Source organism: Caulobacter sp. ALps2, from assembly GCF_058681635.1.
Genome location: NZ_CM178743.1, coordinates 4083047 through 4106824 on the forward strand (window position 1 = coordinate 4083047; position 23778 = coordinate 4106824).

The 23778-nt window shown below is 67.4% G+C and carries 21 protein-coding genes and 2 pseudogenes; 6 read left to right on the plus strand and 17 right to left on the minus strand.

The window, feature by feature from the left end:
- Nucleotides 1-5 precede the first annotated feature (5 nt).
- The 7 genes from hfq to dusB all read right to left on the minus strand — a co-directional run bounded on the left by hfq (nucleotide 6) and on the right by dusB (nucleotide 8571).
- Nucleotides 6-254, minus strand: a complete 249-nt coding sequence (gene hfq, locus ACW173_RS19255) for an RNA chaperone Hfq (protein WP_013079113.1) — start codon at nucleotides 252-254, stop codon at nucleotides 6-8.
- Nucleotides 255-411: 157 nt separating this feature from the next.
- Nucleotides 412-1275 (minus strand): D-amino-acid transaminase, encoded by an 864-nt coding sequence (locus ACW173_RS19260; protein WP_492081696.1) that lies wholly within the window; start codon nucleotides 1273-1275, stop codon nucleotides 412-414.
- The gene (ntrX, locus tag ACW173_RS19265; RefSeq protein WP_492081697.1) at nucleotides 1276-2664 is read right to left on the minus strand and encodes a nitrogen assimilation response regulator NtrX; all 1389 of its coding nucleotides are present in this window, start codon (nucleotides 2662-2664) and stop codon (nucleotides 1276-1278) included. It abuts the gene before it with no gap.
- Complete coding sequence (locus tag ACW173_RS19270) at nucleotides 2661-4904, minus strand: sensor histidine kinase NtrY-like (RefSeq protein ID WP_492081698.1); 2244 nt, start codon at nucleotides 4902-4904, stop codon at nucleotides 2661-2663. Before ACW173_RS19270 ends, ntrX begins: the two co-directional genes overlap by 4 nt.
- Nucleotides 4905-5027: 123 nt before the next feature.
- On the minus strand, nucleotides 5028-6449 hold the full coding sequence (locus ACW173_RS19275; protein ID WP_492081699.1) for a sigma 54-interacting transcriptional regulator: 1422 nt from the start codon (nucleotides 6447-6449) through the stop codon (nucleotides 5028-5030).
- Nucleotides 6450-6451: 2 nt separating this feature from the next.
- Nucleotides 6452-7567, minus strand: coding sequence for a two-component system sensor histidine kinase NtrB (locus ACW173_RS19280; RefSeq protein WP_492081700.1), 1116 nt, complete (start codon nucleotides 7565-7567; stop codon nucleotides 6452-6454).
- The gene (gene dusB, locus ACW173_RS19285) at nucleotides 7564-8571 is read right to left on the minus strand and encodes a tRNA dihydrouridine synthase DusB (RefSeq protein WP_492081701.1); all 1008 of its coding nucleotides are present in this window, start codon (nucleotides 8569-8571) and stop codon (nucleotides 7564-7566) included. Before dusB ends, ACW173_RS19280 begins: the two co-directional genes overlap by 4 nt.
- 99 nt (nucleotides 8572-8670) lie before the next feature.
- Here dusB and ACW173_RS19290 point away from each other — a divergent pair, with 99 nt between their 5' ends.
- Genes ACW173_RS19290 through ACW173_RS19300 form a run of 3 tightly spaced genes read left to right on the plus strand, consistent with a single transcriptional unit; the run spans nucleotide 8671 to nucleotide 11461 of the window.
- Nucleotides 8671-9819 carry a bifunctional 2-C-methyl-D-erythritol 4-phosphate cytidylyltransferase/2-C-methyl-D-erythritol 2,4-cyclodiphosphate synthase gene (locus ACW173_RS19290; protein ID WP_492081702.1) on the plus strand — a complete coding sequence of 383 codons (1149 nt, stop codon included), beginning with the start codon at nucleotides 8671-8673 and terminating at the stop codon, nucleotides 9817-9819.
- Between the two features lie 35 nt (nucleotides 9820-9854).
- Nucleotides 9855-10346: a CinA family protein gene (locus ACW173_RS19295; RefSeq protein WP_492081703.1), complete on the plus strand. Its 492-nt coding sequence runs from the start codon at nucleotides 9855-9857 to the stop codon at nucleotides 10344-10346.
- Nucleotides 10346-11461, plus strand: a complete 1116-nt coding sequence (locus ACW173_RS19300; protein WP_492081704.1) for an FUSC family protein — start codon at nucleotides 10346-10348, stop codon at nucleotides 11459-11461. Before ACW173_RS19295 ends, ACW173_RS19300 begins: the two co-directional genes overlap by 1 nt.
- On the opposite strand, the gene ACW173_RS19305 is transcribed toward ACW173_RS19300, so the two are convergent.
- Both ACW173_RS19305 and lipA read right to left on the minus strand, forming a co-directional pair.
- Nucleotides 11458-11910 carry a type II toxin-antitoxin system RatA family toxin gene (locus tag ACW173_RS19305; RefSeq protein ID WP_492081705.1) on the minus strand — a complete coding sequence of 151 codons (453 nt, stop codon included), beginning with the start codon at nucleotides 11908-11910 and terminating at the stop codon, nucleotides 11458-11460. The genes ACW173_RS19300 and ACW173_RS19305 overlap by 4 nt on opposite strands.
- Nucleotides 11911-11916: 6 nt before the next feature.
- Nucleotides 11917-12894: a lipoyl synthase gene (lipA, locus tag ACW173_RS19310; RefSeq protein ID WP_492086017.1), complete on the minus strand. Its 978-nt coding sequence runs from the start codon at nucleotides 12892-12894 to the stop codon at nucleotides 11917-11919.
- 83 nt (nucleotides 12895-12977) lie between these two features.
- Here lipA and ACW173_RS19315 point away from each other — a divergent pair, with 83 nt between their 5' ends.
- The 3 genes from ACW173_RS19315 (at nucleotide 12978) to ACW173_RS19325 (ending at nucleotide 16102) form a co-directional block, all read left to right on the plus strand.
- A complete protein-coding gene (locus ACW173_RS19315) occupies nucleotides 12978-14027 on the plus strand; it encodes an alpha/beta fold hydrolase (protein WP_492081706.1) in 1050 nt (349 codons plus the stop codon).
- A gap of 105 nt (nucleotides 14028-14132) precedes the next feature.
- A complete protein-coding gene (locus ACW173_RS19320) occupies nucleotides 14133-15686 on the plus strand; it encodes an AMP-binding protein (protein WP_492081707.1) in 1554 nt (517 codons plus the stop codon).
- Between the two features lie 20 nt (nucleotides 15687-15706).
- Nucleotides 15707-16102, plus strand: a complete 396-nt coding sequence (locus ACW173_RS19325; RefSeq protein WP_492081708.1) for a DoxX family protein — start codon at nucleotides 15707-15709, stop codon at nucleotides 16100-16102.
- Here the strand turns inward: ACW173_RS19325 and ACW173_RS19330 are convergent.
- The 8 genes and pseudogenes from ACW173_RS19330 to pdhA all read right to left on the minus strand — a co-directional run bounded on the left by ACW173_RS19330 (nucleotide 16099) and on the right by pdhA (nucleotide 23713).
- Nucleotides 16099-17541 carry a DUF6880 family protein gene (locus ACW173_RS19330; protein WP_492081709.1) on the minus strand — a complete coding sequence of 481 codons (1443 nt, stop codon included), beginning with the start codon at nucleotides 17539-17541 and terminating at the stop codon, nucleotides 16099-16101. The two genes, ACW173_RS19325 and ACW173_RS19330, sit on opposite strands and share 4 nt — an antisense overlap.
- Nucleotides 17542-17559: 18 nt before the next feature.
- Entirely contained in the window at nucleotides 17560-18960 is a 1401-nt protein-coding gene (gene lpdA / locus ACW173_RS19335) for a dihydrolipoyl dehydrogenase (RefSeq protein ID WP_492081710.1), read from the minus strand.
- Nucleotides 18961-19041: 81 nt separating this feature from the next.
- Nucleotides 19042-19518, minus strand: a complete 477-nt coding sequence (locus ACW173_RS19340; protein ID WP_492081711.1) for a glutathione peroxidase — start codon at nucleotides 19516-19518, stop codon at nucleotides 19042-19044.
- Nucleotides 19519-19540: 22 nt separating this feature from the next.
- Nucleotides 19541-20836 (minus strand): pyruvate dehydrogenase complex dihydrolipoamide acetyltransferase, encoded by a 1296-nt coding sequence (locus tag ACW173_RS19345; RefSeq protein ID WP_492081712.1) that lies wholly within the window; start codon nucleotides 20834-20836, stop codon nucleotides 19541-19543.
- A gap of 12 nt (nucleotides 20837-20848) precedes the next feature.
- A pseudogene (locus ACW173_RS19350) lies at nucleotides 20849-20932 on the minus strand (aldehyde-activating protein); the annotation flags it as partial.
- Between the two features lie 72 nt (nucleotides 20933-21004).
- Nucleotides 21005-21283: pseudogene (locus tag ACW173_RS19355) on the minus strand (GFA family protein); the annotation flags it as partial.
- A gap of 55 nt (nucleotides 21284-21338) precedes the next feature.
- A complete protein-coding gene (locus tag ACW173_RS19360) occupies nucleotides 21339-22685 on the minus strand; it encodes a pyruvate dehydrogenase complex E1 component subunit beta (RefSeq protein ID WP_492081713.1) in 1347 nt (448 codons plus the stop codon).
- Entirely contained in the window at nucleotides 22682-23713 is a 1032-nt protein-coding gene (gene pdhA, locus ACW173_RS19365; protein ID WP_492081714.1) for a pyruvate dehydrogenase (acetyl-transferring) E1 component subunit alpha, read from the minus strand. The genes ACW173_RS19360 and pdhA overlap by 4 nt, the downstream gene beginning before the upstream one ends.
- Between the last annotated feature and the right edge of the window lie 65 nt (nucleotides 23714-23778).

Sequence of the window (23778 nt, forward strand, 5' to 3'; positions counted from 1 at the left end):
TAAATTCAGTCGTCGGAGTCGGCGCTGGGCTCATAGAGCTGGACAGGCTGAGCCGGCATGATGGTGGAGATGGCGTGCTTGTAGACCAGTTGCGACTGGCCATCACGACGCAGGAGGACGCAGAAATTGTCGAACCAGCTGACCACGCCCTGCAGCTTCACGCCATTGACCAGGAAGATGGTGAGCGGCGTCTTCGACTTGCGCACGCTGTTCAGGAAGGTGTCCTGAAGGTTCTGCTTCTTTTCGGCGGACATTCGGGGGTTCCCCTCTCATTGTTCTCGGAGGGCAACACGCCCCCCACACAAACAAGTCCATGCTAGATGATTTTTCGCCGAAAGCGACAAGCCCTCAGTGAAAATTTCCGCGAGATCGCGCTACCGTAAGCCGTCCCCGTCGAATATTGATCCGATCTCAGACGGCTTTTTGACGCGCTCGCTCAATATAGAGACGCCGCAGCCGCGTCGCCACCTCGCCGGGCTTTCCATCGCCCAACTTCACGCCGTCGATCTGCACGATCGGCGTCAAAAGTGAGCCCGCTCCGGTGATGAACGCCTCCTTGGCTCCTTGCGCCTCGGCGATCGTGAAGGGCTTCTCGCTGATTGGAATGCCGCTTTCGCGAATGACATCCAGCAGGGTCGAGCGGGTCACGCCGCGCAGGATGTTGGCGTTGGTGTCACGGGTGCGGAGAACGCCCTCGCCGTCGAGGATCCAGGCATTGGACGAGGCGCCTTCGGTGACCAGGCCCATGTCGTCGACGAACCAGGCCTCGATGGCGCCGCGCTCGCGGGCCGCCTGCTTGGCCAGGGCATTCGGCAGCAAGCCGATCGACTTGATGTCGCAACGCCCCCAGCGGTTCTCGGGCACGGACACGACCGAGGCGCCGGCGGCGGCCTTCTTGTCGGCGGCGACGCGGTCGACCGACTTGGCGGTGATCACGACCGCCGGCGGCACGGCCGGGTTCGGAAAGGCGTGGTCGCGCTTGGCGACGCCGCGGGTCACTTGCAGATAGCAGAGGCCGTTCCTGACCTTGTTGCGGCGCACGGCCTCGCGCAGCACCAGCAGCAGCGACGCCTCGCTCATCGGATGGGCGATCCGCAATTCGTCCAGGCTGCGCCACAGGCGGGCGAAGTGCCCCTCGGCGTCGGCCAGCTTGCCGTCGAACACGGCCCAGACCTCGTAGACGCCATCGGCCAGTTGATAGCCGCGATCCTCGATATGGACGGCGGCCTCGCCGTGACGCACGAAACGGCCGTTCACATAGGCGAAACGCGACATCTACTCTTCCTCTTCCGCCCGGGCGCCGGCCACTCCCAGGGATTTCAGCTTGCGGTGCAGCGCCGAGCGCTCCATGCCGATGAAGTTGGCCGTCCGCGAGATGTTGCCTCCAAAGCGCAGGATCTGGGCGTTGAGGTACTCACGCTCGAACAGCTCACGAGCTTCGCGCAGTGGCAGGGCGATGATCCGCTCGGCGCCGATCGCGCCCGCATTGCCGGCGCTGGGCTGGTCGGCCCCGGCCAGCATCTCGGCCGTGATCAAGTCGCCCGGCTCGCCCGAGGCCAGGATCAGCATCCGCTCGACATTGTTGCGCAGCTGGCGGACGTTGCCCGGCCAAGTCTGGACCTGCAGCGTGGCCAGGGCGTCCTCGCCCAGCTTGCGGCGTTGGAGGCCGGTGGCCTCACTGATCTTCTCGACGAAGAAGTTGATCAGTTCCGGAATGTCCTCTCGCCGTTCGGCCAGGCCCGGCACACGCACTGGCACGACGTTCAGGCGGTGGAACAGATCTTCACGGAACCGCCCGCCAGCGATCTCCTCGCGCAGGTCGCGGGAGCTGGACGAAATCACTCGCACGTCGACCTGGACATCATTGTCGCCGCCGACGCGGCGAAAGCGCTGCTCGACCAGCACCCGCAGGATGCGCCCTTGCGTCTCGCGCGGCATGTCGGCGACTTCGTCCAGATAGAGTGTGCCGCCATGGGCGCGCTCGAACACGCCGATCTTGCGCGGACGCCCACCCTCGCCTTCCTCGCCAAACAGCTCGACGTCCAGGCGTTCGGGGGCCATGCCGGCGGCGCTGACCGCGACAAATTCCTGCTTGGTGCGGGTGCTGGAGCCATGGATCAGGCGCGCCACCAACTCCTTGCCCGAGCCAGGCGGTCCAGAGACCAGCACCCGACTGTTCGCCGGCGCGACCTTCAAAATCAGTTGGCGCAGCGCCTGGGCCGGGGCCGATTTGCCGATCAGGCCATCCGGCGCCAGGGTCTGGGTCCGCAGGCGACGGTTCTCGCGACGCAGACCGGCCGCCTCCAGCGCCCGTTCGACGATCAGCAGCAGGCGGTCGGACTTGAAGGGCTTTTCCAGGAACTCGTAGGCGCCGCGCTTGATCGCGCTGACGGCGGTCTCGATGTTGCCGTGGCCCGAGATCATGATCACCGGTAGGTCAGCGTCCAGCCCCTTGACCATGTCCAGCAACTCCAGGCCGTCCATGCCGCCGCCCTGCATCCAGATATCCAGGACCAACAAGGCGGGCTTGCGCGCTCGGATCGCGGCAAGCGCCTGGTCGGAATCGGCGGCCGTGCGGACCGCGTAGCCTTCATCCTCCAGGATGCCGGCCACCAGCTCGCGGATGTCGGCCTCGTCATCCACCACAAGAACATCGGCGCTCATATCATCTCCTCAACGCCACTTTGAGCAGTAGCGTGCAGTCGTACGGTCGTCGGGAACTTCAGGATCACGCGGGCTCCTGGGAGCGTGCGCGCGTCGGTGAGGGCCAGGCTGCCGCCATGGTCCTCCATGATCCGCTTGACGATGGCCAAGCCAAGGCCCGTGCCCTTCTCGCGGGTGGTCACATAGGGTTCGGTAAGGCGATCGCGGTCCTTCGCCGGCAAGCCGACGCCATTATCCTCGATCGTGACGCACAGGTCGTCGCTGTCCGAGACCAGGATCGCGGTGATCCTCCCCGGCAGCTCGGACTCGGATGCCCGCCGACCGCCGACCGCCTCGCCAGCGTTCTTCAGAATGTTTGTCAGGGCCTGGCCGATCATCCGCTGGTCGCAGGTGATCCAGACGTCGCCCTCGCCCGCCTCCTCCAGTTTCACCTCGATCTCGGCGTCCTGGAAGCGCTGGGCGAACACGGCCTGGCGCAGCATCTCGGTCAGGTTCGCGGGCTCGAAGCGCGGCGCGGGCATCCGGGCGAAGGCCGAGAACTCGTCGACCATCCGGCCGATATCGCCAACCTGGCGGATGATCGTTTCCGTGCAGCGGTCGAAGGTCTCCAGGTCGCTGGCGATTTCCTTGCGGTACTTGCGGCGCAGGCGCTCGGCCGACAACTGGATCGGGGTCAGCGGATTCTTGATCTCGTGGGCGATGCGTCGCGCGACATCCTTCCAGGCGGCGTTGCGCTGGGCGGCCATCAGGCGGGTGATGTCATCGAAGGTCAGAACGAGGCCTTCGGCCACGTGGCCGGCGGCGCGCACCCGCAAACGACGGGTCTCGCCCTCGCGCTGGATGTCGACCTCGACATCCGTGTCGGGGCGACTTTCCTGCAGCGCCTCCATGACCGTCTCGAACTCGGGCGCCAGCTCAATCAGGTCGACGCCCAAAGCGTCGTCGGTCAGTCCCAGCAGTGTCACCGCCCGCCGGTTTACGGCCGAGACCTTGCCGTGCTCGTCCAGGCTGACGACACCGGCGCTGACGCCAGACAGCACGGTCTCGATGAACTGGCGGCGACTCTCCGCGTCGAGGCTGGCGGCCTTCAGCGCGGCCTGCTGCAGCTGCAGCTCGCTGGTCATCATGTTGAAGGCGTTGGACAGCGCCCGGATCTCTTCCGGACCCGTGTTGGACTCCACGCGGGCGTCCAGGTCGCCGCCGGACACCCGTCCGGCGGCCTCGACGAGACCAGCCACCGGACCGGCGATCGAGTTGGCCGCGGCGATGCCGACCCAGATGGCCGCCACCAGCACGAGCAGCGCCGTCTCCAGATAGCTGAGGCCGAAGATCGCCTGGATCCGTCCCCGGCTGCGCTCGGCGTCGCGATACGAGATCAGGGCGTCCTGGGTCTCGATCAAGTGGTTCAGAATGCCCTTCTCGATCGGGCGGACAACATAAAGATAGGCGTCGGGATAGGCGTTCAGCTTGTAGAGCGCCCGGAAGAGGTCCGCGGATACGAAACGCTGGGCCGTGACTTCGCCGCTATCGGTGGCCGCGAAGCTGGAGGGCGGGGGCGCTAGGAACGGCGGCGTCTCGCTGAGTTCGGCCCGCGCCATGATCCGGCCGTCGCGGTCCAGGACGTAGGCGGCGGCGAACCCGGCATCCTTGGTCTGCTCGGCCAAAAAGTGACCGAAAGCCACGGGCGACTGAGCGAGGGTCGGCGCGGCCTGATTGAGAATCGAGGCCATCGGCCCGATGTGCTCGGAGATGTATTTGGTCTGCTGCTCGACGTACGAGTTGGCGACCTTGGCCGAGTTGCCGACCACGGTCTGCACTCGCTCGCTGAACCAGCCGTCCACGCCGCGATTGACCAGCACGCCGAAGAACAGCGCCACGATCACCGCCGGGGCCACGGCCGCCAACGAGAACAGGCCGACGAAGCGAAGGTGCAGGCGGGCGCCGGCGTCGCTGGCCCGGGCGTCGATCAGGTCATAGAGGCGCAGGCCCACCACGGTGGCCACGCCCAGGATCAGCACCAGATTGAAGCTCAGCACCACCAGGATGACGGTGCTGGCCGTGCTGATCGAATCGGTGCGCGGCGGCGACGAGGCCAGGGCGACACCCGCCACGGTCAGGATCACCGCCAGCGCGTAACCGCCGCCGATCAGGTAGCGCGACCGCAGAAGCTCCCGCCACCAGGCCCGGCTGAACCGGGTCGGCGGGTCTTCCGATCCCGTCGCGTAAGCCACTGAAGACATCGCAGGGGAGTTTAGGAGCGTGTGTCCTAAATTCAACAGCTATGTGCTGATAAAGCTTCAGCGGTCAGGGAGCGCGCCTGGCGCGCTCCGCTTTTTTCCAACAGAGCCCTGCCAAGGCAGGCTCTACCGACGACCGCGCGTCATCTCCACGCCCAGGTCCTGGATCTTCTTCCGCAGGGTGTTGCGGTTCAGGCCCAGGATCTCGGCGGCCCGCACCTGGTTGCCCCGCGTCGCCGACAGGGTCAGCTGGATCAGCGGACGCTCGACCTCTTGCAGGACGCGGTCGTACAGGCCGGCCGGCGGCACGCCATCGGGCTGGTCGGCGAAGTGCGAGGCCAGGTGCCGCTCGACCAGGGTCGCAAGGGTCACGGGCCCCTCTTCCGAGCGCATCGCCGGGGTGTGGTCCTGCAGCTCGCGATCGACGATGCGAGCGGTGATCAGCTCCTCGGCATACAGGGCGCACATCCGGCGCATCAGATTTTCGAGCTCGCGGACATTGCCGGGCCACGGATGGGTCTTCAGGCGGTCGAGAGCGCTCTGGTCGATGGTCTTGGCCGGCAGGCCTTCCCGAGCGGCGCGCAGCAGGAAGGTGCGGGCCAGATCCGGAATGTCCTCGGCGCGATCGCGCAGCGGCGGCAGACGCACCGGCGCGACGTTCAGACGGAAGAACAGATCCTCGCGGAACAGGCCCTGCTGGATCAGACCGCGCAGGTCCCGGTTAGTGGCGGCGATGATCCGCACGTTCGGACGGCGGCCGGTCTTGGGGTTGATCACGGGCTCCGTGCCGTCGATCACGCGTAGCAGGCGGGTCTGGGCGTCCAGCGGCATGTCGCCGATCTCGTCCAGGAACAGGGTGCCGCCGTCGGCCTCGACCAGGCGGCCATTGTCGCCCTCGCCGCGGCCGAATAGCTCGACCTCGACCCGCTCACGCGGCACGGCGGCCAGGTTCAGCACCACGAACTTTCCGTCGCGACGGCGACCGAGCTCGTGCAGGGCGCGGGCGACCAACTCCTTGCCGGTGCCGCTCTCGCCCAGGATCAGGACGGTCAGGTCGGCGCCGACCAAGCGGGCGATGGTGCGATAGACCTCCTGCATCGGCGCCGAGCGGCCGATCAGCGGCAGGCGCTCGTCTCGCATGGCGCGGGCCTGGGCCTTCGAGGCCTCGGCGTCGGCGGGACGCGACAAAGCCCGGCGCGCGGCGGCGGTGACGTCGTCCAGATCGAAGGGCTTGGAGACATATTCGAACGCGCCAGCGTCAGCGGCGTTGACCGCCGTCAGCAGGGTGTTCTGGGCGCTCATCACGATAATCGGCAGCTTGGGCCGTTCCTTGCGGATGCGTGGCAGCACGTCGAACACGTTTTCGTCGGGCATCATCACGTCGGTGACGACCAGGTCGCCCTCGCCGTCCGTGACCCACTTCAGCAGCGTGGTGGCGTTGCCCGTGGCGCGGACCTGATAGCCCAAGCGGGTGAAGGCCTGGCTGAGCACCAGACGCACCGAGCTGTCGTCGTCGGCGATCAGGATCTTCTTGCTCGCGGCGTTCATGCTCAGGCGTCTCCGGAAAGGGTATCGGGGGCAACCGGCAACAGCACGCGGAAGACGGTGCGGCCGGGCTCGGATTCGAAGTCGATCAAGCCGCCGTGGGCGGTGATGAGCTTTGTGACCAGGGCCAGACCCAGGCCGGTGCCGTTGGCCTTGGTGGTCACGAAGGGCTGGAACAGATGATCGCGCAGGCTGGCCGGTACGCCCGGACCGTTGTCGATCACCTTGACCTCGATCGGCGCGCCGCTAGCGGTCTTGCCGTCGGCGCCGCGCACCCGCACGCCGGGGCGCCAAGCGGTCTGGATCGAGATCTGCCCCCGATCGTCGCCTCGCATGTGGGCGGCCTCGGCGGCATTCTTGGTCAGGTTCAGGAAGATCTGGATCAGGTGATCCTCGTCGCCCCAGACTGGCGGCAGCGAAGGATCGTAGCTTTCCTTCATCTGCAAACCGTCAGCGACGCCATTGGCGGTCAAGGCTCGCACGCGGTCCAGCACCTGGTGGATATTGACCGGCTCGCGCGGGGTCGGGACCTCGTCAGAGAAAGCCTCCATGCGGTCGACGAGTCGACGGATGCGGTCGGTCTCGTCGACGATCAGCTGGGCCAGCGGCTGATCGACGGCGCTGGCGCCGGTCTTCAGCAGTTGAGCCGCGCCGCGGATACCCGCCAGCGGGTTCTTGATCTCGTGAGCCAGCATCTTGCCTAGACCCACGACCGAGCGCAGGCCGGCGGCGTCGGCGGCCTTGTCGACGCCCAGCACGCCCTTGACGTGCAGGGTCAGCAGCACCGAACCGTCGCCCAGCGGCGCGGCGGCGCCGTCCGCCTCGAACGGCGGTTGACCGAACAGATTGACCTCGACGCCGTGCTCGCGGACCAGAGCGCCTTCGAAGATGGCGCGGTCAAGCAGCGAGACCAGCACTGAACCGTGCGGCAGAGCCGCCCGGAAACGGCCGCGCGCCAGTAACGAAAGGCCGTGGCCGAACAGGGCCTCGGCGGCCTCGTTGACCGCCACCAGGCCGCCGTCGCGGTCGACCACCAGGGCCGGCTCGGGGCTCAGATCGAAGGCGGCGGCCTTCAGAGCTTCAGAGGTGACACCACCCAGGACACGGGCCCGATCGGTCATGCGGCTAATCTCCCCCCCACCAGCCACAGGTCGCGCAGGGCGGCCTCTACGGCGGCGGGATCCTCAAGTCGGCACAGGGTCGCGCGAGCTGCCCGTCGCGCTTCGGCCGTTTCGGGCCAGGGCGCGGCCTCGATGTACGAGGCCAGGTGCTTGCGGAACATCTTCAGGCCCAGCGGCTCGCCATAGAATTCGAGGCTGCGGCGGAAATGGGTGAGCGCGATGGCCAGGCGCTCTTCGGCCTCTGGCTCGGCGAAGCCACGGCCTTCGAGGGCGGCCTCGATAGCGCCGGCGATCCAGGGACGGCCGTAGACGCCTCGGCCGATCATCACGCCGTCAGCGCCGGACTGTTCCAAAGCCTGGCGGGCGCTGTCGCCGTCGACGATGTCGCCATTGACCAGCACCGGGATCGAGACGGCCTTCTTCACCGCCGCGACGGCGGTCCAGTCGGCGACGCCCTTGTAGAATTGGCTGCGCGTGCGGCCGTGCACCGTGATCGCCTTGGCGCCGACCGCCTCGGCGCGGCGCGCGATGTCGGGGGCATTGCGTAGGTTGTCGTCCCAGCCTAGCCGCATCTTGACGGTGACGGGAATATCGATGGCCTCGACCGCCGCGCTCACCAGAGCTTCGGCCAGGTCAGGCTCGCGCATGATCGCCGAGCCCGATTGCTGGCCAGCGGACACTTCCTTGGCGGGGCAACCGAAGTTCAGGTCGACGATCTGGGCGCCGGCGTCTGCAGCCATGCGCGCGCCCTTGGCCATCAGGCCCGGATCGCGCCCGACCAGCTGGACCACCATCAGCGGGAGCCCCTCGCCCACCGCCGCGCGGCGCACAACATCAGGGCGCCCTCGCGCGAATTCGGCGCAAGCCACCATTTCCGTCGCCACATAAGGCGCGCCGAGCGCCGTGGCCGTTTCTCTGAAGGGCAGATCCGAGATCCCGGTCATGGGCGCAATCCACACCCGACCGGGGACCTCGATCCCGCCGACCTCGAGCTTGTTGCTCATTTTGTGATCATCCCCGTAGCCACCTTTTTAGGCACATTGTGCGGCGCAGTAAAGCCCGGATCGACTGGACATCGGTGGCTACCGGACTAAACAGCCGCCATGACCTTTTCCGCCGTGATCGTCGCCGCCGGCTCGGGAACCCGCGCCGGACCCGGCCAGGCCAAGCAGTGGCGGCTTATAGCGGGAAAGCCGGTGTTGCGCTGGTCGGTCGAGGCCTTCCTGGCGGCCGGCGCATCGGAGGTCGTCATCGTAACGACCGAAGACGGCGAAAAGACGCTGGCCGATGTGCTGGCGGGCCTGCCTGGGTGGAGCACCGCACGCGGCGGTGCGACTCGGGCCGAGTCGGTTCAGTCGGGCCTGGCCGCCCTCGCCCATCGCCCCGAGCACGAGCCGGTGCTGATCCACGACGCCGCCCGCCCCTTCCTGAATAGCGCGACCATAAACGGCCTGCTGAAGGCGCTCGAGACCGCCGACGCCGTTCTTCCCGCCCTGCCCGTCGCCGACACTTTGAAACGCGCCGAGCCTGGACAGAACCCGACGACCACGTCCCGTGAACATCTTTGGCGCGCCCAGACCCCCCAGGCAGCACGCCGCGACACCCTGCTGGCCGCCTATGCCGCCTGGTCCGGCGGCGAGCCGACCGACGACGCCCAGGTGGTGGAAGCCACCGGCGGCCGCGTCGCCATCGCGCCGGGCGATCCGCTTTTATTGAAACTCACCTATCCCGAGGACTTCGCCATGGCCGAACGGCTCGCCGGCGCCGCGCGCATCACCCGAGTCGGCCAGGGCTTCGACGCCCACCGCTGGGGCCCGGGCGAAGAGGTCTGGCTGTGCGGCGTGGCGATCAAGCACGACGAGACCCTGATCGGCCATTCGGACGCCGACGCCGGCCTGCACGCCCTGACCGACGCCATCCTGGGCGCGATCGGCGAAGGCGACATCGGCGATCACTTCCCGCCCACGGACCCGAAGTGGAAGGGCGCGGCCTCGGACCAGTTCCTCAAGCACGCCGCCGAGCTGGTCGCCGCGAAGGGGGGATCGATCATCAATGTCGACGTGACCCTGATCTGTGAGCGCCCCAAGATCAAACCGCACCGCCTGGCCATGCGCGAAAAGCTGGCGGAGATCCTGGCGCTCCCCCTCGACCGAGTCAGTGTCAAGGCGACAACGACCGAGAAGATGGGCTTCACCGGCCGCGGCGAAGGCTTGGCGGCCTCGGCGGTCGTGGCGGTCGAGACACCGGCCTGAACAGGCTAAGGTAGGGTTCGAATCCGGAGAGCCGCATGTTCCCGTTGGAAATCCAGACCCTGGCCCGGCTGCTGATCGACGAGGCGCGGTCCAGGTCCTTGCGCCTGGTCGCCGCCGAGAGCTGCACGGGCGGCCTGGTGGCCGGCGCCATCTGCTCGATTTCCGGCGCGTCCGACGTCTTCGAGCGCGGCTTCGTCACCTACACCAACCGCGCCAAGTCCGAGATGCTGGGCGTGCCGGGCGACCTGATCGCCGACCACGGCGCTGTCTCCGAGCCGGTGGCGCGGATGATGGCCGAGGGCGCGCTGGAGGCCAGCAACGGCCACGTCGCCGTCTCCATCACCGGTATCGCCGGCCCCGGCGGCGGCACACCAATGAAACCGGTCGGCACCGTCCACTTCGCCGTCGCCCGCGCCAACCGCTCGGTCGTCCATCGGCACGAGCATTTCGCCGGCGAGACCCGCGAGGCCGTGCAACTGGCGGCGGTGCGGACCGCCCTGGAGATGCTCCGCGAGGCGGTGGCCTAGTGCCCGAGACCGCGCCCAGCGACTGGAGACGCTTCGCCGGCGCGGGTCTCTCGCAGAAGGCGCTGAAGGCCGCGGCGGCCCGCAAGACCGAGATCCGCCACGCCATCCGCGTCTCGGCCGCCGTCGGCGCGGCCTTCGCCCTGGCGACCCTGCTGCGCCTGCCGCAAGGCTATTGGGCCGTGTTCACCGCCGTGATCGTGGTGCAGTCCAGCCTGGGCGCGACCATCACCGCTTCGCTCGAACGCTTCATGGGCACGGTGGTCGGCGCCCTGGCCGGCGCCGGCGCGGCCTATTGCCATGCCCGCTGGCCAGAGTTTGGCGGGATCATCCTGTGCGTGACCGTGGCTTTACTAGCGTTCCTGGCTTCGATGCGGCCGGCTCTGAAGGTGGCGCCGGTCACCGCCGTGATCATGCTGATCGGCACGACCACGCACATGGACCCACTGCTCGCCGCCGGCTGGCGCGTGGCCGAGATCACGGTCGGCAGCGTCGTCGGCATCGCCGCCACCCTGCTGATCTTCCCGGCCCGCGCCCACGCCTCGGTGGTGAGCAGCGTCCAGAAGATCGCCGGCCTGCAGGCCCACATTCTCGACAGCCACGTTCTGACGCTGCGCGGGACGCCCGGCCCCACCGACTACCTGAAAGCCCAAGACGATCTGCGCGCGGCGCTGGCCAAGCTGCAGACCGGCATGACCGAAGCGGATCGCGAGAACGCCAGCAAGCTCAGCGAGCGCTCCGTCTCGGAGGCGATCCCCCGCACGCTCTGGCGCCTGCGCAACGACACGGTGATGGTCGGCCGTACCCTTCACGAGCCCCTGCCCGCCGCCGATCTGGCCCCGGCCGCCGCCGACATGCTGGAGGCCAGCGCCCGTTTCCTGCGCGCCACCGCCGATCTTCTGTCCGGCGGCGCGCGTCCCGACCGACTAGCGTTCGCCGCGGCGCATCAAGCGTTCCAGACCTGCGTCGAAGGCCTACGCAAGAAGGGCGTCACTCGCGACCTGGAGTTCGACGACGCCGCGCGGGTGTTCGGCTTGGTGTTCGCTATCGAGAACCTGTTCGGCAACCTCGGCGACTTCGAGGAGCGGATCGAGGAAGCGGCTGGAAAGAAAGATTAGCCTATCTCTCCGTAGACCTGCCGGGCCCGGTCCTCGAAACAGGCGATCAGCTTGTTGGCGGCCTTGTCGATATTGGCGGCCAGCATGGCGTCCAGCAGCTTGGCCTTGAACGCGAAGTCGATCACGAACTCGACGCGGGTCACCTCGCCCTCAGGGATGAAACGCCAGCCGTTCGAGAGGCGCTTGAACGGGCCGTAGAGCAAGCTGACGTCGATGCTCAGCGCCTCGCGGTCGCGGCGGACGCGGGTGGCGAACTTCTCGCGGAGGAACGAGAAGCCGACCTGGGCCTCGGCGTCGACCGTGCTGACGGCGCCGTCGACGCGACCGTTCCAGGTGCGCATGGCGACGATCCACGGCACGAACTTCGGGTAGGTCTCGACGTCCCCGACCAGTTCGAACAGCTGCTCCGGCGCGTACGGAAGCACGCGCGTGACGACATGGCGATGCACGGCTTTTTACGCCGTGCGGGCGTCGAGGGCGCGGCGGGCGGCCTGCAGCTTGGCGAAATCCTCGCCCGCGTGGTGCGACGAGCGGGTCAGCGGGCTGGACGAGACCATCAGGAAGCCCTTGGCCCGGGCGATCGCCTCATAGGCCTTGAACTCTTCCGGCGTCACGAACCGGTCGATGGCGGCGTGCTTGCGGGTCGGCTGCAGGTACTGGCCGATGGTGATGAAGTCGACGCCGGCCGAACGCATGTCGTCCATGACCTGCATGACCTCCTCCTTGGTCTCGCCGAGGCCGACCATCAGGCCGGACTTGGTGAACTGGGAGGGATCGCGCTGCTTCACGCGGTCCAGCAGGCGCAGCGAGTGATAGTAGCGGGCGCCGGGCCGGATCTTCAGATAGAGCCGCGGCACGGTCTCGAGATTGTGGTTGAAGACGTCGGGACGGGCGTCGATCACCACGTTTTCGGCATTGTCCTTGCGCAGGAAGTCGGGCGTCAGGATCTCGATGGTCGTGCCCGGCGCGGCGGCGCGGATCGAGGTGACGACCTCGGCGAAGTGACGGGCGCCGCCGTCCAACAGGTCGTCTCGGTCAACCGAGGTGATGACCACATGCTTGAGGCCCATCTTGGCGACGGCCTCGGCCACGCGACGCGGCTCGTCGGGATCCAGCTGAGTCGGTAGGCCGGTGGTGACGTTGCAGAAGGCGCAGGCGCGCGTGCAGATCTCGCCCATGATCATCATGGTCGCGTGTTTCTGGCTCCAGCACTCGCCGATGTTCGGGCAGGCCGCTTCCTCGCAGACCGTGGTCAGCTTGTGCTCGCGCACGATGCCCTTGGTCTCGTTGTACTGGCCCGAACCCGGCGCCCGGACGCGCAGCCAATCAGGTTTGCGGAGCACCGGGGTATCGGGGCGGTTCTGCTTTTCGGGATGGCGCGCCGCCCGGTCTTCCGAGCCGCGAGCCTTCAGCGTGTCGATCACCGTGGCCATGGCGCCTAAATCGGTCTTCTTGGCCTCCGGATCAAGCACTCGATCTTGCTTAAGGCGACGATGCACGAAATGACTGTCCAGGTATGCGTCGCCGCCTTCTCGCTGTCGCCCTGGCCTTGACCGTCTCCGCCTGTGGCGACGGGTCATCGCGCGCGCCTTTCGCCGACAGTCGGACGCCGCCATCGCTTGGATCCCGCTTCTATCCGCCGCGGGGCTGGAGCTGGGGTTACGTCCGTAGCGGCGAAGGGAAAATCCAGCGCTACGGCGTCTCCGCGCCGGCGGTAACGCCGCGCGCTGCCCTGCTGATCCTGACCGGCTATGGCGAGAGCGCCGAGAAGTGGTTCGAGACGGTGTCCGAACTCAACGCCCTGGGCTTCACCGTCTGGGTGCTGGAGCGCCAGGGCCAGGGCGGCTCCGAGCGCGGGACGCCCTGGCGTGACGTCGGCCATGTCGACAGCTTCGATCCCGACGTCGCCGTCGTCCGCGCCCTGGTGCGGGGTGTCATCCGGCCCGCCGGCGACATCCCTTTCGTGATCATCGGTCACTCCGAGGGGGGCTTGGTCGCCCTGCGCGCCGCCGAGCAGGGCCTGGGGATCGATGGCCTGGTGCTCTCCTCGCCGGCGTTCGGCCTTCGCGCCCTGCCCCGATCTCGCGCCGACTTCACAAGCTTCACGCCGGCCATGCGAACCTTGCGCCTGGGTTGGATCCGCACGCCCGACCAGCCCGGCTGGAAACGCGAGGGGCCGGACGGCGTCCAGACGGGCCTGACCCACGACGCCGAGCGCGGCAAGGTCCAGGCGGCCTGGATGCTGGCCAATCCCGACCTGCGCATGGGCGGCCGCAGCCTGGGCTGGTTCGCCGCCTTCTTCGACGCTTCGGAGGCCGCCGCGCGCGACATCCGCGACACCGCCGTCCCGACACTGATGCTGGACGCCGGCGGCGACAGGATCGTCACCGCCACGCCGCAAAGCCGCCTGTGCGCGGCGATGATCGACTGCAAGGAGACCCGCTATCGCGACGCGGGCCACGACTTGCACATGGAATCGGACGCCGTTCGCGGACCTTGGTTGGCCGCGATCGTGGACTTCACCCGCGCCCGGATGGCCGCCAAGGCCCTGCCGCGCAAGGGATGAACCTCACGCTTCGTGACTCTTTCTTGCAAAGCTGGACCTTCCTCGGCAGACTCGTCGTTTAACGAACGAGGGCAACCTTTTGCCCTTCGGGGAGGTTTCGCCGGGATGCCGGTAGCTTACGATGCGCAAGCTGGCCAAAAGGCCATCTTCGACGCCCTTATCGACGCTCGCGACAAGTACGGCGCCAAGAAGCCGATCCTGGAGGACCAGGATCGCAACCCGCTGTCCTATACGGATCTGATCCGCGCCAGCTTCGCCCTCGGCCGCAAGATCGCGGCCATGACCAAGCCTGGCGAGAACGTCGGCGTGCTGCTGCCGTCCGGCTCTGGCTCGGTCGTGACCTTCTTCGCCCTGCACGCCTTTGGCCGCGTACCAACCATGCTGAACTTCACGGCGGGCCTGCGGAACATCAAGGCCGCCTGCAAGCTGGCCAGGGTCAAGCGCGTGCTGACCGCCCACAAGTTCATCGAGCTGGGCAAGCTGCACGACATCGTCGACGCGATCGGCGAGCAGGCCGAGATCACCTATTTGGAAGATGTGCGCGGCACGATCGGTCTGGCCGACAAGCTGTTCGCGGCCGCCGCCGGCCTGTTCCCACGCCAGTTCCGCGCCCCCGCCAAGCCGTCGGACAAGGGCGTGGTCCTGTTCACCTCCGGCAGCTTCGGCGCGCCGCGTGGCGTGGTGCTGAGCCAATCGAACCTGGTGTCGAACGCCCAGCAGATCGCCGCCCACATCGCGCTGGATCCGGCCTGGGTGTTCTTCAACCCGCTGCCGGTCTTCCACTGCTTTGGCCTGACCGCCGGTGTGATCCTGCCCATATTGAGCGGCATGAAGGCCTTCCAGTATCCTTCGCCGCTGCACACCAAGCAGATCCCGCCGCTGATCAAGGACGCCGGCGCCTCGGTGCTGCTAGCGACCGACACCTTCGTCAACCAGTACGCTCGCTCTGCCGAGAGCGATGAGCTGTCGGCCCTGAGGTTCATCGTGTGCGGCGCCGAAAAGGTGCGCGATGAGACGCATAACCTCATCGACGAGAAGTTCGGCGGCGTGCCGGTGCTGGAAGGCTATGGCGCGACCGAAGCCTCGCCGGTGATCGCGGTGAACAAGCCCAACGACAATCGCCGAGGCACCGTCGGCGGCCTGCTGCCCGGCCAGGAGTGGAAGATCGAGCCCGTCGAGGGCATCGCCGAGGGCGGTCGCCTGCTGGTGCGCGGTCCCAACATCATGTCGGGCTACCTGCGCGAGGACGGCGGCGTCGACGCGCCCGAGGGCGGCTGGCACGATACAGGCGACGTGGTCACCGTCACTGATGACCTGTGGATCACCATCAAAGGCCGGGTGAAGCGCTTCGCCAAGATCGGCGGCGAGATGGTCTCCCTGACCGCCGCCGAGGACCTGGCCTCGGCCGTCTGGCCCAATGGCCGCCACGCCGTGATCTCGATGCCCGACAAGAAGAAGGGCGAGAAGCTCGTCCTGATCACCGACTGTCAGACCGCCGCCGTCACCTCGCTGGTCGCCCACGCCCAAAGCATCGGCGCGCCCGAACTGGCCGTGCCGCGCAAGATCCTCAAGGTGCAGGAAGTGCCGGTGCTGGGCAGCGGCAAGACCGACTATGTCGCTATCCAGCGCATGGCCGAGACCGACAGCCGAGCGGCCTAATACTTCAGAGGGGAAGAAGCATGGAACGTCTCGTCGTCTGGTCGCCGCGCGTCCTCAGCCTGCTGCGGATCATCACCGCCCTGCTCTTCATGGAGCATGGCCTCATGAAGCTTTTCCACTTTCCGGCCGCCCAGCCCGGCGTCCCTAGCCCGCTGCCGCCGCTGCTGGTGGCGGCCGGCGCGCTGGAGATCTTCGGCGGCGCCCACATCCTTCTGGGGTTGTTCACCCGGCCCTTCGCCTTCATCCTGTCGGGCATGATGGCCGTGGCCTACTTCATGGCCCATGCCAGCCAGGGCTTCTGGCCCGCGCTGAACGGCGGCGAGCCGGCGATCCTCTACTGCTTCATCTTCCTGTACCTGGCCTTCCAGGGCGGCGGTGAGTGGAGCATTGACGCCCAGATCCGCAAGCGACCCTAGAAGACGCCGCCAAGGGCTTCCAGCTCAGCGCGGAAGCCCTGCTTGCGACCGTGTATGGCGCGCAGATCGGCGGCGAAGGCTGCATGGTCGGGATATTCGCCGTAGTCGGTGATCACGGCCGCCAGCGACTCCGCCTCCAGCAGTTGCCGCGCGGCCTCGGCGTAGCGGGTGGCGACGCCATAGGTCAGCACGTACTGGATGGAGGCCCGCAACAGCAGGGTCGCGGCCAGCGGATAGGCCCCTTCCAGCCGGCGGGCCGCTTCCATCATCAGGGTGTCGTCGGCGCCGTTGATCTCGCCGGCGCGGGACAGCACCAGGCGCGACGCCGCCGGCAGATCGGGCCAGGAGACCAGGAACGCCAGCGCCCTGTCGAACTGCGGAAAGCGCTTGGCGGCGGCCTTGGCCTGATCCTCCGCCTCGACGTCGTCGAAGTCCGGTAGGCCCTTCAAGTAGGCGCGCAGGCGCGGGATCGACAGCGTGCGCTCAAACTCCGCCCAGCGGCGCTTCTGAGCCTCGTCATGGTGACCGGTGGCCTCCAGGGCGTCCAGCATCGCCTCTTCCCAGGCGGAGCGCTCCTCCAGCGAACTCTGATGGCGGCCGCCCTTGTCGCTGGGCGCGCCGGCATGGAGCGTGGCGAGGGCGTCCTCGGCGCGACCGGCCTCCAGTAGACGGCGGGCGATCTCGGCCGCGACCAGAGGGGTGCGACGCAGCTCCGGCGCGAAGGTCGCCTCGAAGGCGTCGACGTCGCCGCTGGCGTCGGCCAAACGGCGCAGGGCGTCCTTATAGATCGTCGCCGAGCGGGTCGAGCGCGCGGCCAGCGCGGCCTCAAGCGTCTTCTTCAGATGCGCCTGCCCCTTTGGTCCCAGCGCCGGGACCAAGGCGTTCACCAGCGGTCCGAACTGGGCGTAGTCATCTTGACGCAGCAGCTTGGCGATGCGGTCGGCCAAGGCGATCGGATCGGGCAAAGCCCCAACGGCGATCACGCCGACGCTGTCGCGGGCCGCCAGAAAGACGTCGCCGATCGGTCCTTCGGCCTGGCTCAAGCGATCCAGGACCGGGGTCGCCAAGTCCAGCAGGTCCAGCATCAGGTCGAGCGCGGCGGTGGCGTCGTCCTCGGCCAGCCGCTCGATCATCTTGCGATGGAGGTCGAGATCACGAGCGAAGGCGACCCGCTTGCGCCAGTGGATGCGGGATGACGACTTGCCGATGGTGGCGAGGCGTTTGGAGATCTCCAGCGCCAGCCCCTCGCCGCTCGACTCGGCGAACAGTTCCAGCCGCAGCACACGCTTGACGTGGCTGTCGCTGGAGAGGTCGAGCAGGATGGCGGCCAGGCGCTCGGGACCCAGGTCAATCAGATTGGTCTCGGAAAGGGTCGTCTTCGATCCCTTCCGAGCCTTGGCCGGCTTCTCCCCCGTCGTCGCAGCGGCCTTGCGCGCCATCCAGTCTCCTAGGTCGCCCTAGATGTGCAGGACGCGGCCGTAGGCGTCCAGCGCGGCTTCGTGCATGGCTTCCGACATGGTCGGGTGAGCGTAGACGATGCCGTGCAGGTCTTCCTCGGTGGCTTCCAGGGTGATGGCCGTGACGAAGCCCTGGATCATCTCGGTCACTTCGTGGCCGATCATGTGGGCGCCGATCAGGGCGCCGGTCTTGGCGTCGAACACCGTCTTGACGAAGCCTTCGGTCTCGCCCGCAGCCACGGCCTTGCCGTTGACCTTGAACGGGAAGCGGCCCGCCTTGACCTCGATGCCCGCCGCCTTGGCGCCAGCTTCGGTGTGACCCACGGAAGCCACCTGCGGGTTGGCGTAGGTGCAGCCCGGGATCGGCGAATTGACGTTCGGGGTCTTGTAGCCGGCGATGGCTTCGGCGGCGTGGATGCCCTCGTGGCTGGCCTTGTGGGCGAGCCAGGGGCCGCCGGCGATGTCGCCGATGGCGTACAGGCCCGGGACGTTGGTCTTGCAGTGCTTGTCGGTCACAGCGTGGCCGCGATCCAGGTTCAGGCCAACGACGTCCAGGCCTTCGCTGTTCGGCGCGATGCCGACGGCGACGATGCACTTCTCGGCGGTCAGCTGCTCGATCTTGCCGCCGACGTCGACGGTGACAGACACGCCGTCCTTGGTCTTCTCGACCTTGCTGACCTTGGCGCCGATGCGGAACTTGATGCCGCGTTTCTCGAACGCCTTCTGGGCGGCCTTGGAGACCTCGGCGTCCTCGACCGGCATGATGCGGTCGATGGCCTCGACGACGGTCACCTCGGCGCCCAGGGCGCGGTAGAAGCTGGCGAACTCGATGCCGATGGCGCCCGAGCCGATCACGACCAGCGACTTTGGCATGGTCTTGGGCGCCAGGGCGTCCCGGTAGGTCCAGATCTTGTCGCCGTCCGACACCGCGCCGATGGCGGGGATCTCGCGGGCCCGCGCGCCGCTGGCCAGGATCACATTCTTGGCCTGGACCGTGCGGCTGCCGCCGGCCTTCAGGGCGATGACGAGCTTCGGAGCCGGATTGCCCTTCTCCAGCTTGGCTTCGCCCTCGATGACCTCGATCTTGTGCTTCTTCATCAGGAACGCGATGCCCGAGGACATCTGCTTGGCCACGCCGCGCGAGCGCTCGATGATCTTGGTGAAGTCGTACGACGGCTTCTCGACCGACAGGCCGTAGCTGTCCAGGTGCGACAGCTGCTCGAAGATCTCGCCCGACTTCAGCAGGGCCTTGGTGGGGATACAGCCCCAGTTCAGGCAGATGCCGCCCAGGTTCTCGCGCTCGACGATGGCCGTCTTCAGACCCAGCTGGCTGGCGCGGATCGCGGCCACATAGCCGCCAGGACCGGCGCCGATGACGACGACATCGAATTCCGTGGACATGTTCATCTAACCCTAGCTTGGACGTCGTCCGGAGGGAGCCGGACGGCCTAGATCGATCGGCCCGCGAGCCGATCAGGGAAACTAAAGCAGCGCCTCGACCGCGACCTTGAGGTCCTCGGGCTTAACCGTGGGCGCGAACCGTTCGACGACCTCGCCATCCTTGCCGATCAGGAACTTCGTGAAGTTCCACTTGATCGCCTCGGTGCCCAGCAGGCCCCTCTGTTCCCTCTTGAGGAACTTGTAGAGCGGGTGGGCGTCGGCGCCATTGACGTCGATCTTGCTCATCACCGGGAAGGTCACGTCGTAGGTCAGCGAGCAGAAGTTCGCGATCTCCTCGGCGTTTCCCGGCTCCTGAGCGCCGAACTGGTTGCAGGGGAAGGCCAGGACCGTGAAGCCACGATCCTTGTGAGCCTTGTAGAGCGCCTCGAGGCCTTCGTACTGAGGCGTGAACCCGCACTTGCTGGCGGTGTTGACGATCAGCAGCACCTGGCCGCGATAGTCGGCCAGGCTCACGTCCTGGCCGTCCAGCGTCTTGGCCGAATAGTCGTAGATCGACATCGTGCTCTCCCCGCGTCCTGACTTAGACGATCAGGGTCAGCGGCTCTTCGATCAGCGGCTTGAAGGCCGCCAGGAACTTGGCGCCGATGGCCCCGTCGACCACGCGGTGGTCGCAGGTCAGGGTCACGGTCATCACGGTGGCCACGGCCAGCTGGCCGTCCTTGACCACCGGACGCTGCTCGCCGGCCCCGACGCTCATGATCGCGCCCTGCGGCTCGTTGATGATCGAGGCGAACGCCTTGATGCCGAACATGCCCAGGTTGGAGACCGAGAAGGTGCCGCCCTGGAATTCCTCGGGCTTCAGCTTCTTGGACTTGGCGCGGGCGGCCAGATCCTTCACCTCGGCCGAGATCTGGGCCAGGCCCTTGGTCTCGGCGGCGCGGACGATCGGGGTGATCAGGCCACCGTCGATGGCCACGGCCACGGCGATATCGGCATGCTTGTGCATGGCGATGCCTTCCGGCGTGTAGGAGGCGTTGGCCTCCGGCACGCGCTTGAGGGCCACGGCCACGGCCTTGATGATGATGTCGTTGACCGACACCTTCACGCCCTGGTCGCCCAGCAGGCTGTTGATCTTGGCGCGCGCGGCCAGCAGGGCGTCGATCTCGAGATCGATCGTCAGCGGGAAGTGCGGCACGTCGCGGAAGCTTTCCGTCAGGCGGCGCGCGATCGTCTTCCGCATGCCATCCAGCGGGATCAGGTCGTAGGAACCGGCGGGGATGCCCATCTGCTCCAGCGACTGCACCTTGCGCGGCTCGGCGGCGGCCTGAGCGCCAGCGGCGGGCGAAGCGCTCGGAGCGGGCTTGGCGGCCGGAGCGCCCAACTTGGCGGCTTCGACGTCGGTCTTGACCACGCGGCCGTGAGGGCCGGTGCCCTTGATACCCTTCAGGTCCAGGCCGGCGGCCGAGGCCAGACGGCGGGCCAGCGGCGAGGCGAAGACGCGCGAACCGTCAGCGGCCACCGGAGCGGCCGGCGCGGGCTCGGCCGGGGCAGCAGCGGCGGGAGCCGGAGCAGCGGCAGGCGCAGCGGCGGCGGCCTTGGGCGCTTCAGCGTTCGGGGCCGGCGCGGGGCTATCGCCCTCGCCCGCCAACTTGGCGATCAGGGCGTTGACCTTGACGTTCTCGGTTCCGGCGTCGACCAGGATGGCTTCGATCACGCCTTCATCGACGGCTTCGACTTCCATCGTGGCCTTGTCGGTCTCGATCTCGGCGATCACGTCGCCGGCCTTGACGGTGTCGCCGACCTTGACGTGCCACTTGGCGAGGGTTCCCTCCTCCATGGTGGGCGACAGGGCGGGCATCAGGATGTCGATCGACATTGAGCTTCTTCCTCAAGCGTTCGGGACGGCTTCGACCAAGGTGGTCGGCGTCCATTTGGCCTTGCGACGAGCAAGGCGTTGTTCGTCCGTTTCGTCGTGGCTGTCCAGCCGTTCGGGCATTCGATCCTCGAAGCCCGGCAGGTCGGTCCCCACGACGTTGAGCGTCGCATAGGCCCGCCCGTCATCCTCGATCATCGCCGCGACGTAACAAGCGCACTCGCGGCAGATCAGGAAGTCGACGGCGCGTCGGCCGAACCGGTAGCGATGCAGCGATCCCGGCGCGGCCGTGATATGCAACCGGCTGTCCGGAGAGCTGGTGGTCCGCGCGCCCTGGCGACGGCAGAACCCGCACTGGCAGGCGCGGACCGGCAGCTCGTCCAGGGGCTTGCCCGGGTCGAGCTGCACGTGGACCGCGCCGCAATGGCAGGAGCCGTTTAGGACCTTCATCAGAGCGCCCTCGCCCGCTCACGCAGGTCCAGACCTAGGTGAGCGGGCATCGGGATCACTTGTAGCTGACCGCCTTGGCCGCTTTCACGATCTTGTCGACCGAAGGCAGCGACAGGGCTTCCAGGTTGGCCGCGTACGGGAGCGGCACGTCTTCCTGGTGAACCCGCAGCGGCGGGGCGTCCAGGTAGTCGAAGCCGAACTCGGTGATGCGGGCGACGACCTCGGCGCCGATGCCCATCGGGCCCCAGCCTTCCTCGACCGTGACCAGACGGTTGGTCTTCTTGACGCTTTCCAGGACGGTGGCGTGGTCCATCGGACGGATCGTGCGCAGGTCGACGACCTCCGCCGAAATGCCTTCCTTCTCCAGCTCCTCGGCCGCCTTCAGGGCGAAGCCCACCATGCGGCTGTAGGCGACCAGCGTGACGTCCGAACCTTCGCGGCGGACCTTGGCCTTGCCGATCGGCACGACCCAGTCCTCGACGTCCGGAATGTCGAACTCGTGGCCGTACATCATCTCGTGTTCGAGGAAGACGACCGGGTTCGGATCGCGGATCGCGGCTTTCAACAGGCCCTTGGCGTCGGCCGCGTCGTACGGCGCGATGACCTTCAGACCCGGAACGTTGCCGTACCAGGCGGCATAGTCCTGGCTGTGCTGGGCGCCGACGCGCGAGGCCGCGCCGTTCGGGCCACGGAACACGATCGACGACTTGATCTGACCGCCCGACATGTACAGCGTCTTGGCGGCCGAGTTGATGATGTGGTCGATCGCCTGCATGGCGAAGTTCCAGGTCATGAACTCGACGATCGGCTTCAGGCCGGCCATCGCCGCGCCGACGCCCATGCCAGCGAAGCCGTGCTCGGTGATCGGGGTGTCGATGACGCGCTTGTCGCCAAACTCTTGCAGCAGCTCGCGGCTGACCTTGTAGGCGCCCTGGTACTGGGCGACTTCCTCGCCCATCAGGAAGACGCGGTTATCCTTGCGCATTTCCTCGGCCATGGCGTCGCGCAAGGCGTCGCGGACCGTGATCTTCTTCATCGGCGTGCCGGCCGGGATTTCCGGGTCGGCGAAGGTCGAGGCGGCCGAGATCGGGCCGCCGACAGAAGGAGTGGCAGCCGCCGGAGCAGCAGCCACGGGAGCCGCAGCAGCCGGAGCGGCCGTTTCGCCCTCGCCCTTCAGGCGCGCGATCAGGGTGTTGACCTTGACGTTCTCGCTGCCGGCCGGGACCAGGATGGCTTCCACCACGCCTTCGTCGACAGCTTCCACTTCCATCGTGGCCTTGTCGGTTTCGATCTCGGCGATCACGTCGCCGGCCTTGATGGTGTCGCCTTCCTTGACGAGCCACTTGGCCAGGGTGCCTTCCTCCATCGTGGGGGAAAGCGCGGGCATCAGGATGTCCGTCACTCGGCGGCCTCCAGGTAGACGTCGGTATACAGTTCCGAGGGATCAGGCTCGGGGCTCGTGCGAGCGAATTCGGCGGCCTCGGCGACGATGCGCTTCACTTCCGCGTCGACGCCCTTCAGGTCGTCCTCGGTCACGCCGGCCTGGGCCAGGCGTTCCTTGATGTGGTCGATTGGGTCGCGGGTCGTCTTGACCTCGTCGACCTCTTCCTTGGTGCGATACTTGGCCGGATCCGACATCGAGTGGCCGCGATAGCGATAGGTCTTCATCTCGAGGATGTACGGACCCGCGCCGCTGCGGGCGTGCTCGGTGGCGCGGGCGCCGGCTTCACGCACGGCGACGATATCCATGCCGTCGACCTCCTCGCCCGGGATCCGGAACGAGACGCCGCGCTTGTGGAACGCCGTCTCGGAGGCCGCGCGCTCGACGCTGGTGCCCATGGCGTACTGGTTGTTCTCGATCACGTACACGACCGGCAGCTTCCAAAGCTGGGCCATGTTGAAGCTCTCGTAGACCTGGCCCTGGTTGGCCGCGCCGTCGCCCATATAGGCGTACGAGACGTTGCCATTGCCCTTGTAGTGGTTGGCCAGCGCCAAGCCGGTGCCGAGCGCGACTTGCGCGCCGACGATGCCGTGGCCGCCGTAGAAGCCGGTCTCGATGTCGAACATGTGCATCGAGCCGCCCTTGCCGCGCGACGAACCACCGGCGCGGCCGGTCAGCTCGGCCATCACTTCGCGGGGATCCATGCCGGCGGCCAGCATGTGGCCGTGGTCACGGTAGCCCGTGATGATCTGGTCGCCCTTCTGCGAGATCGACTGCATGCCGACCGCGATGGCTTCCTGACCGATGTACAGGTGGCAGAAACCGCCGATCAGGCCCATGCCGTACAGCTGGCCGGCGCGCTCCTCGAAGCGGCGGATCAGCAGCATGTCCTGATAGAATTTCAGGAGTTCGTCTTTCCCGACGAAGGCGTTGACACCGGTGTCTACCGCCTTCCCCTCTGAGGCCTCAGCCTTGCGCGTACGCGCCATTCAAATCTCCCTGGCCAATCTTCATCGCGGCCTTCGTCCTGAGAGCATCTCCCGCCGAAAAGTCG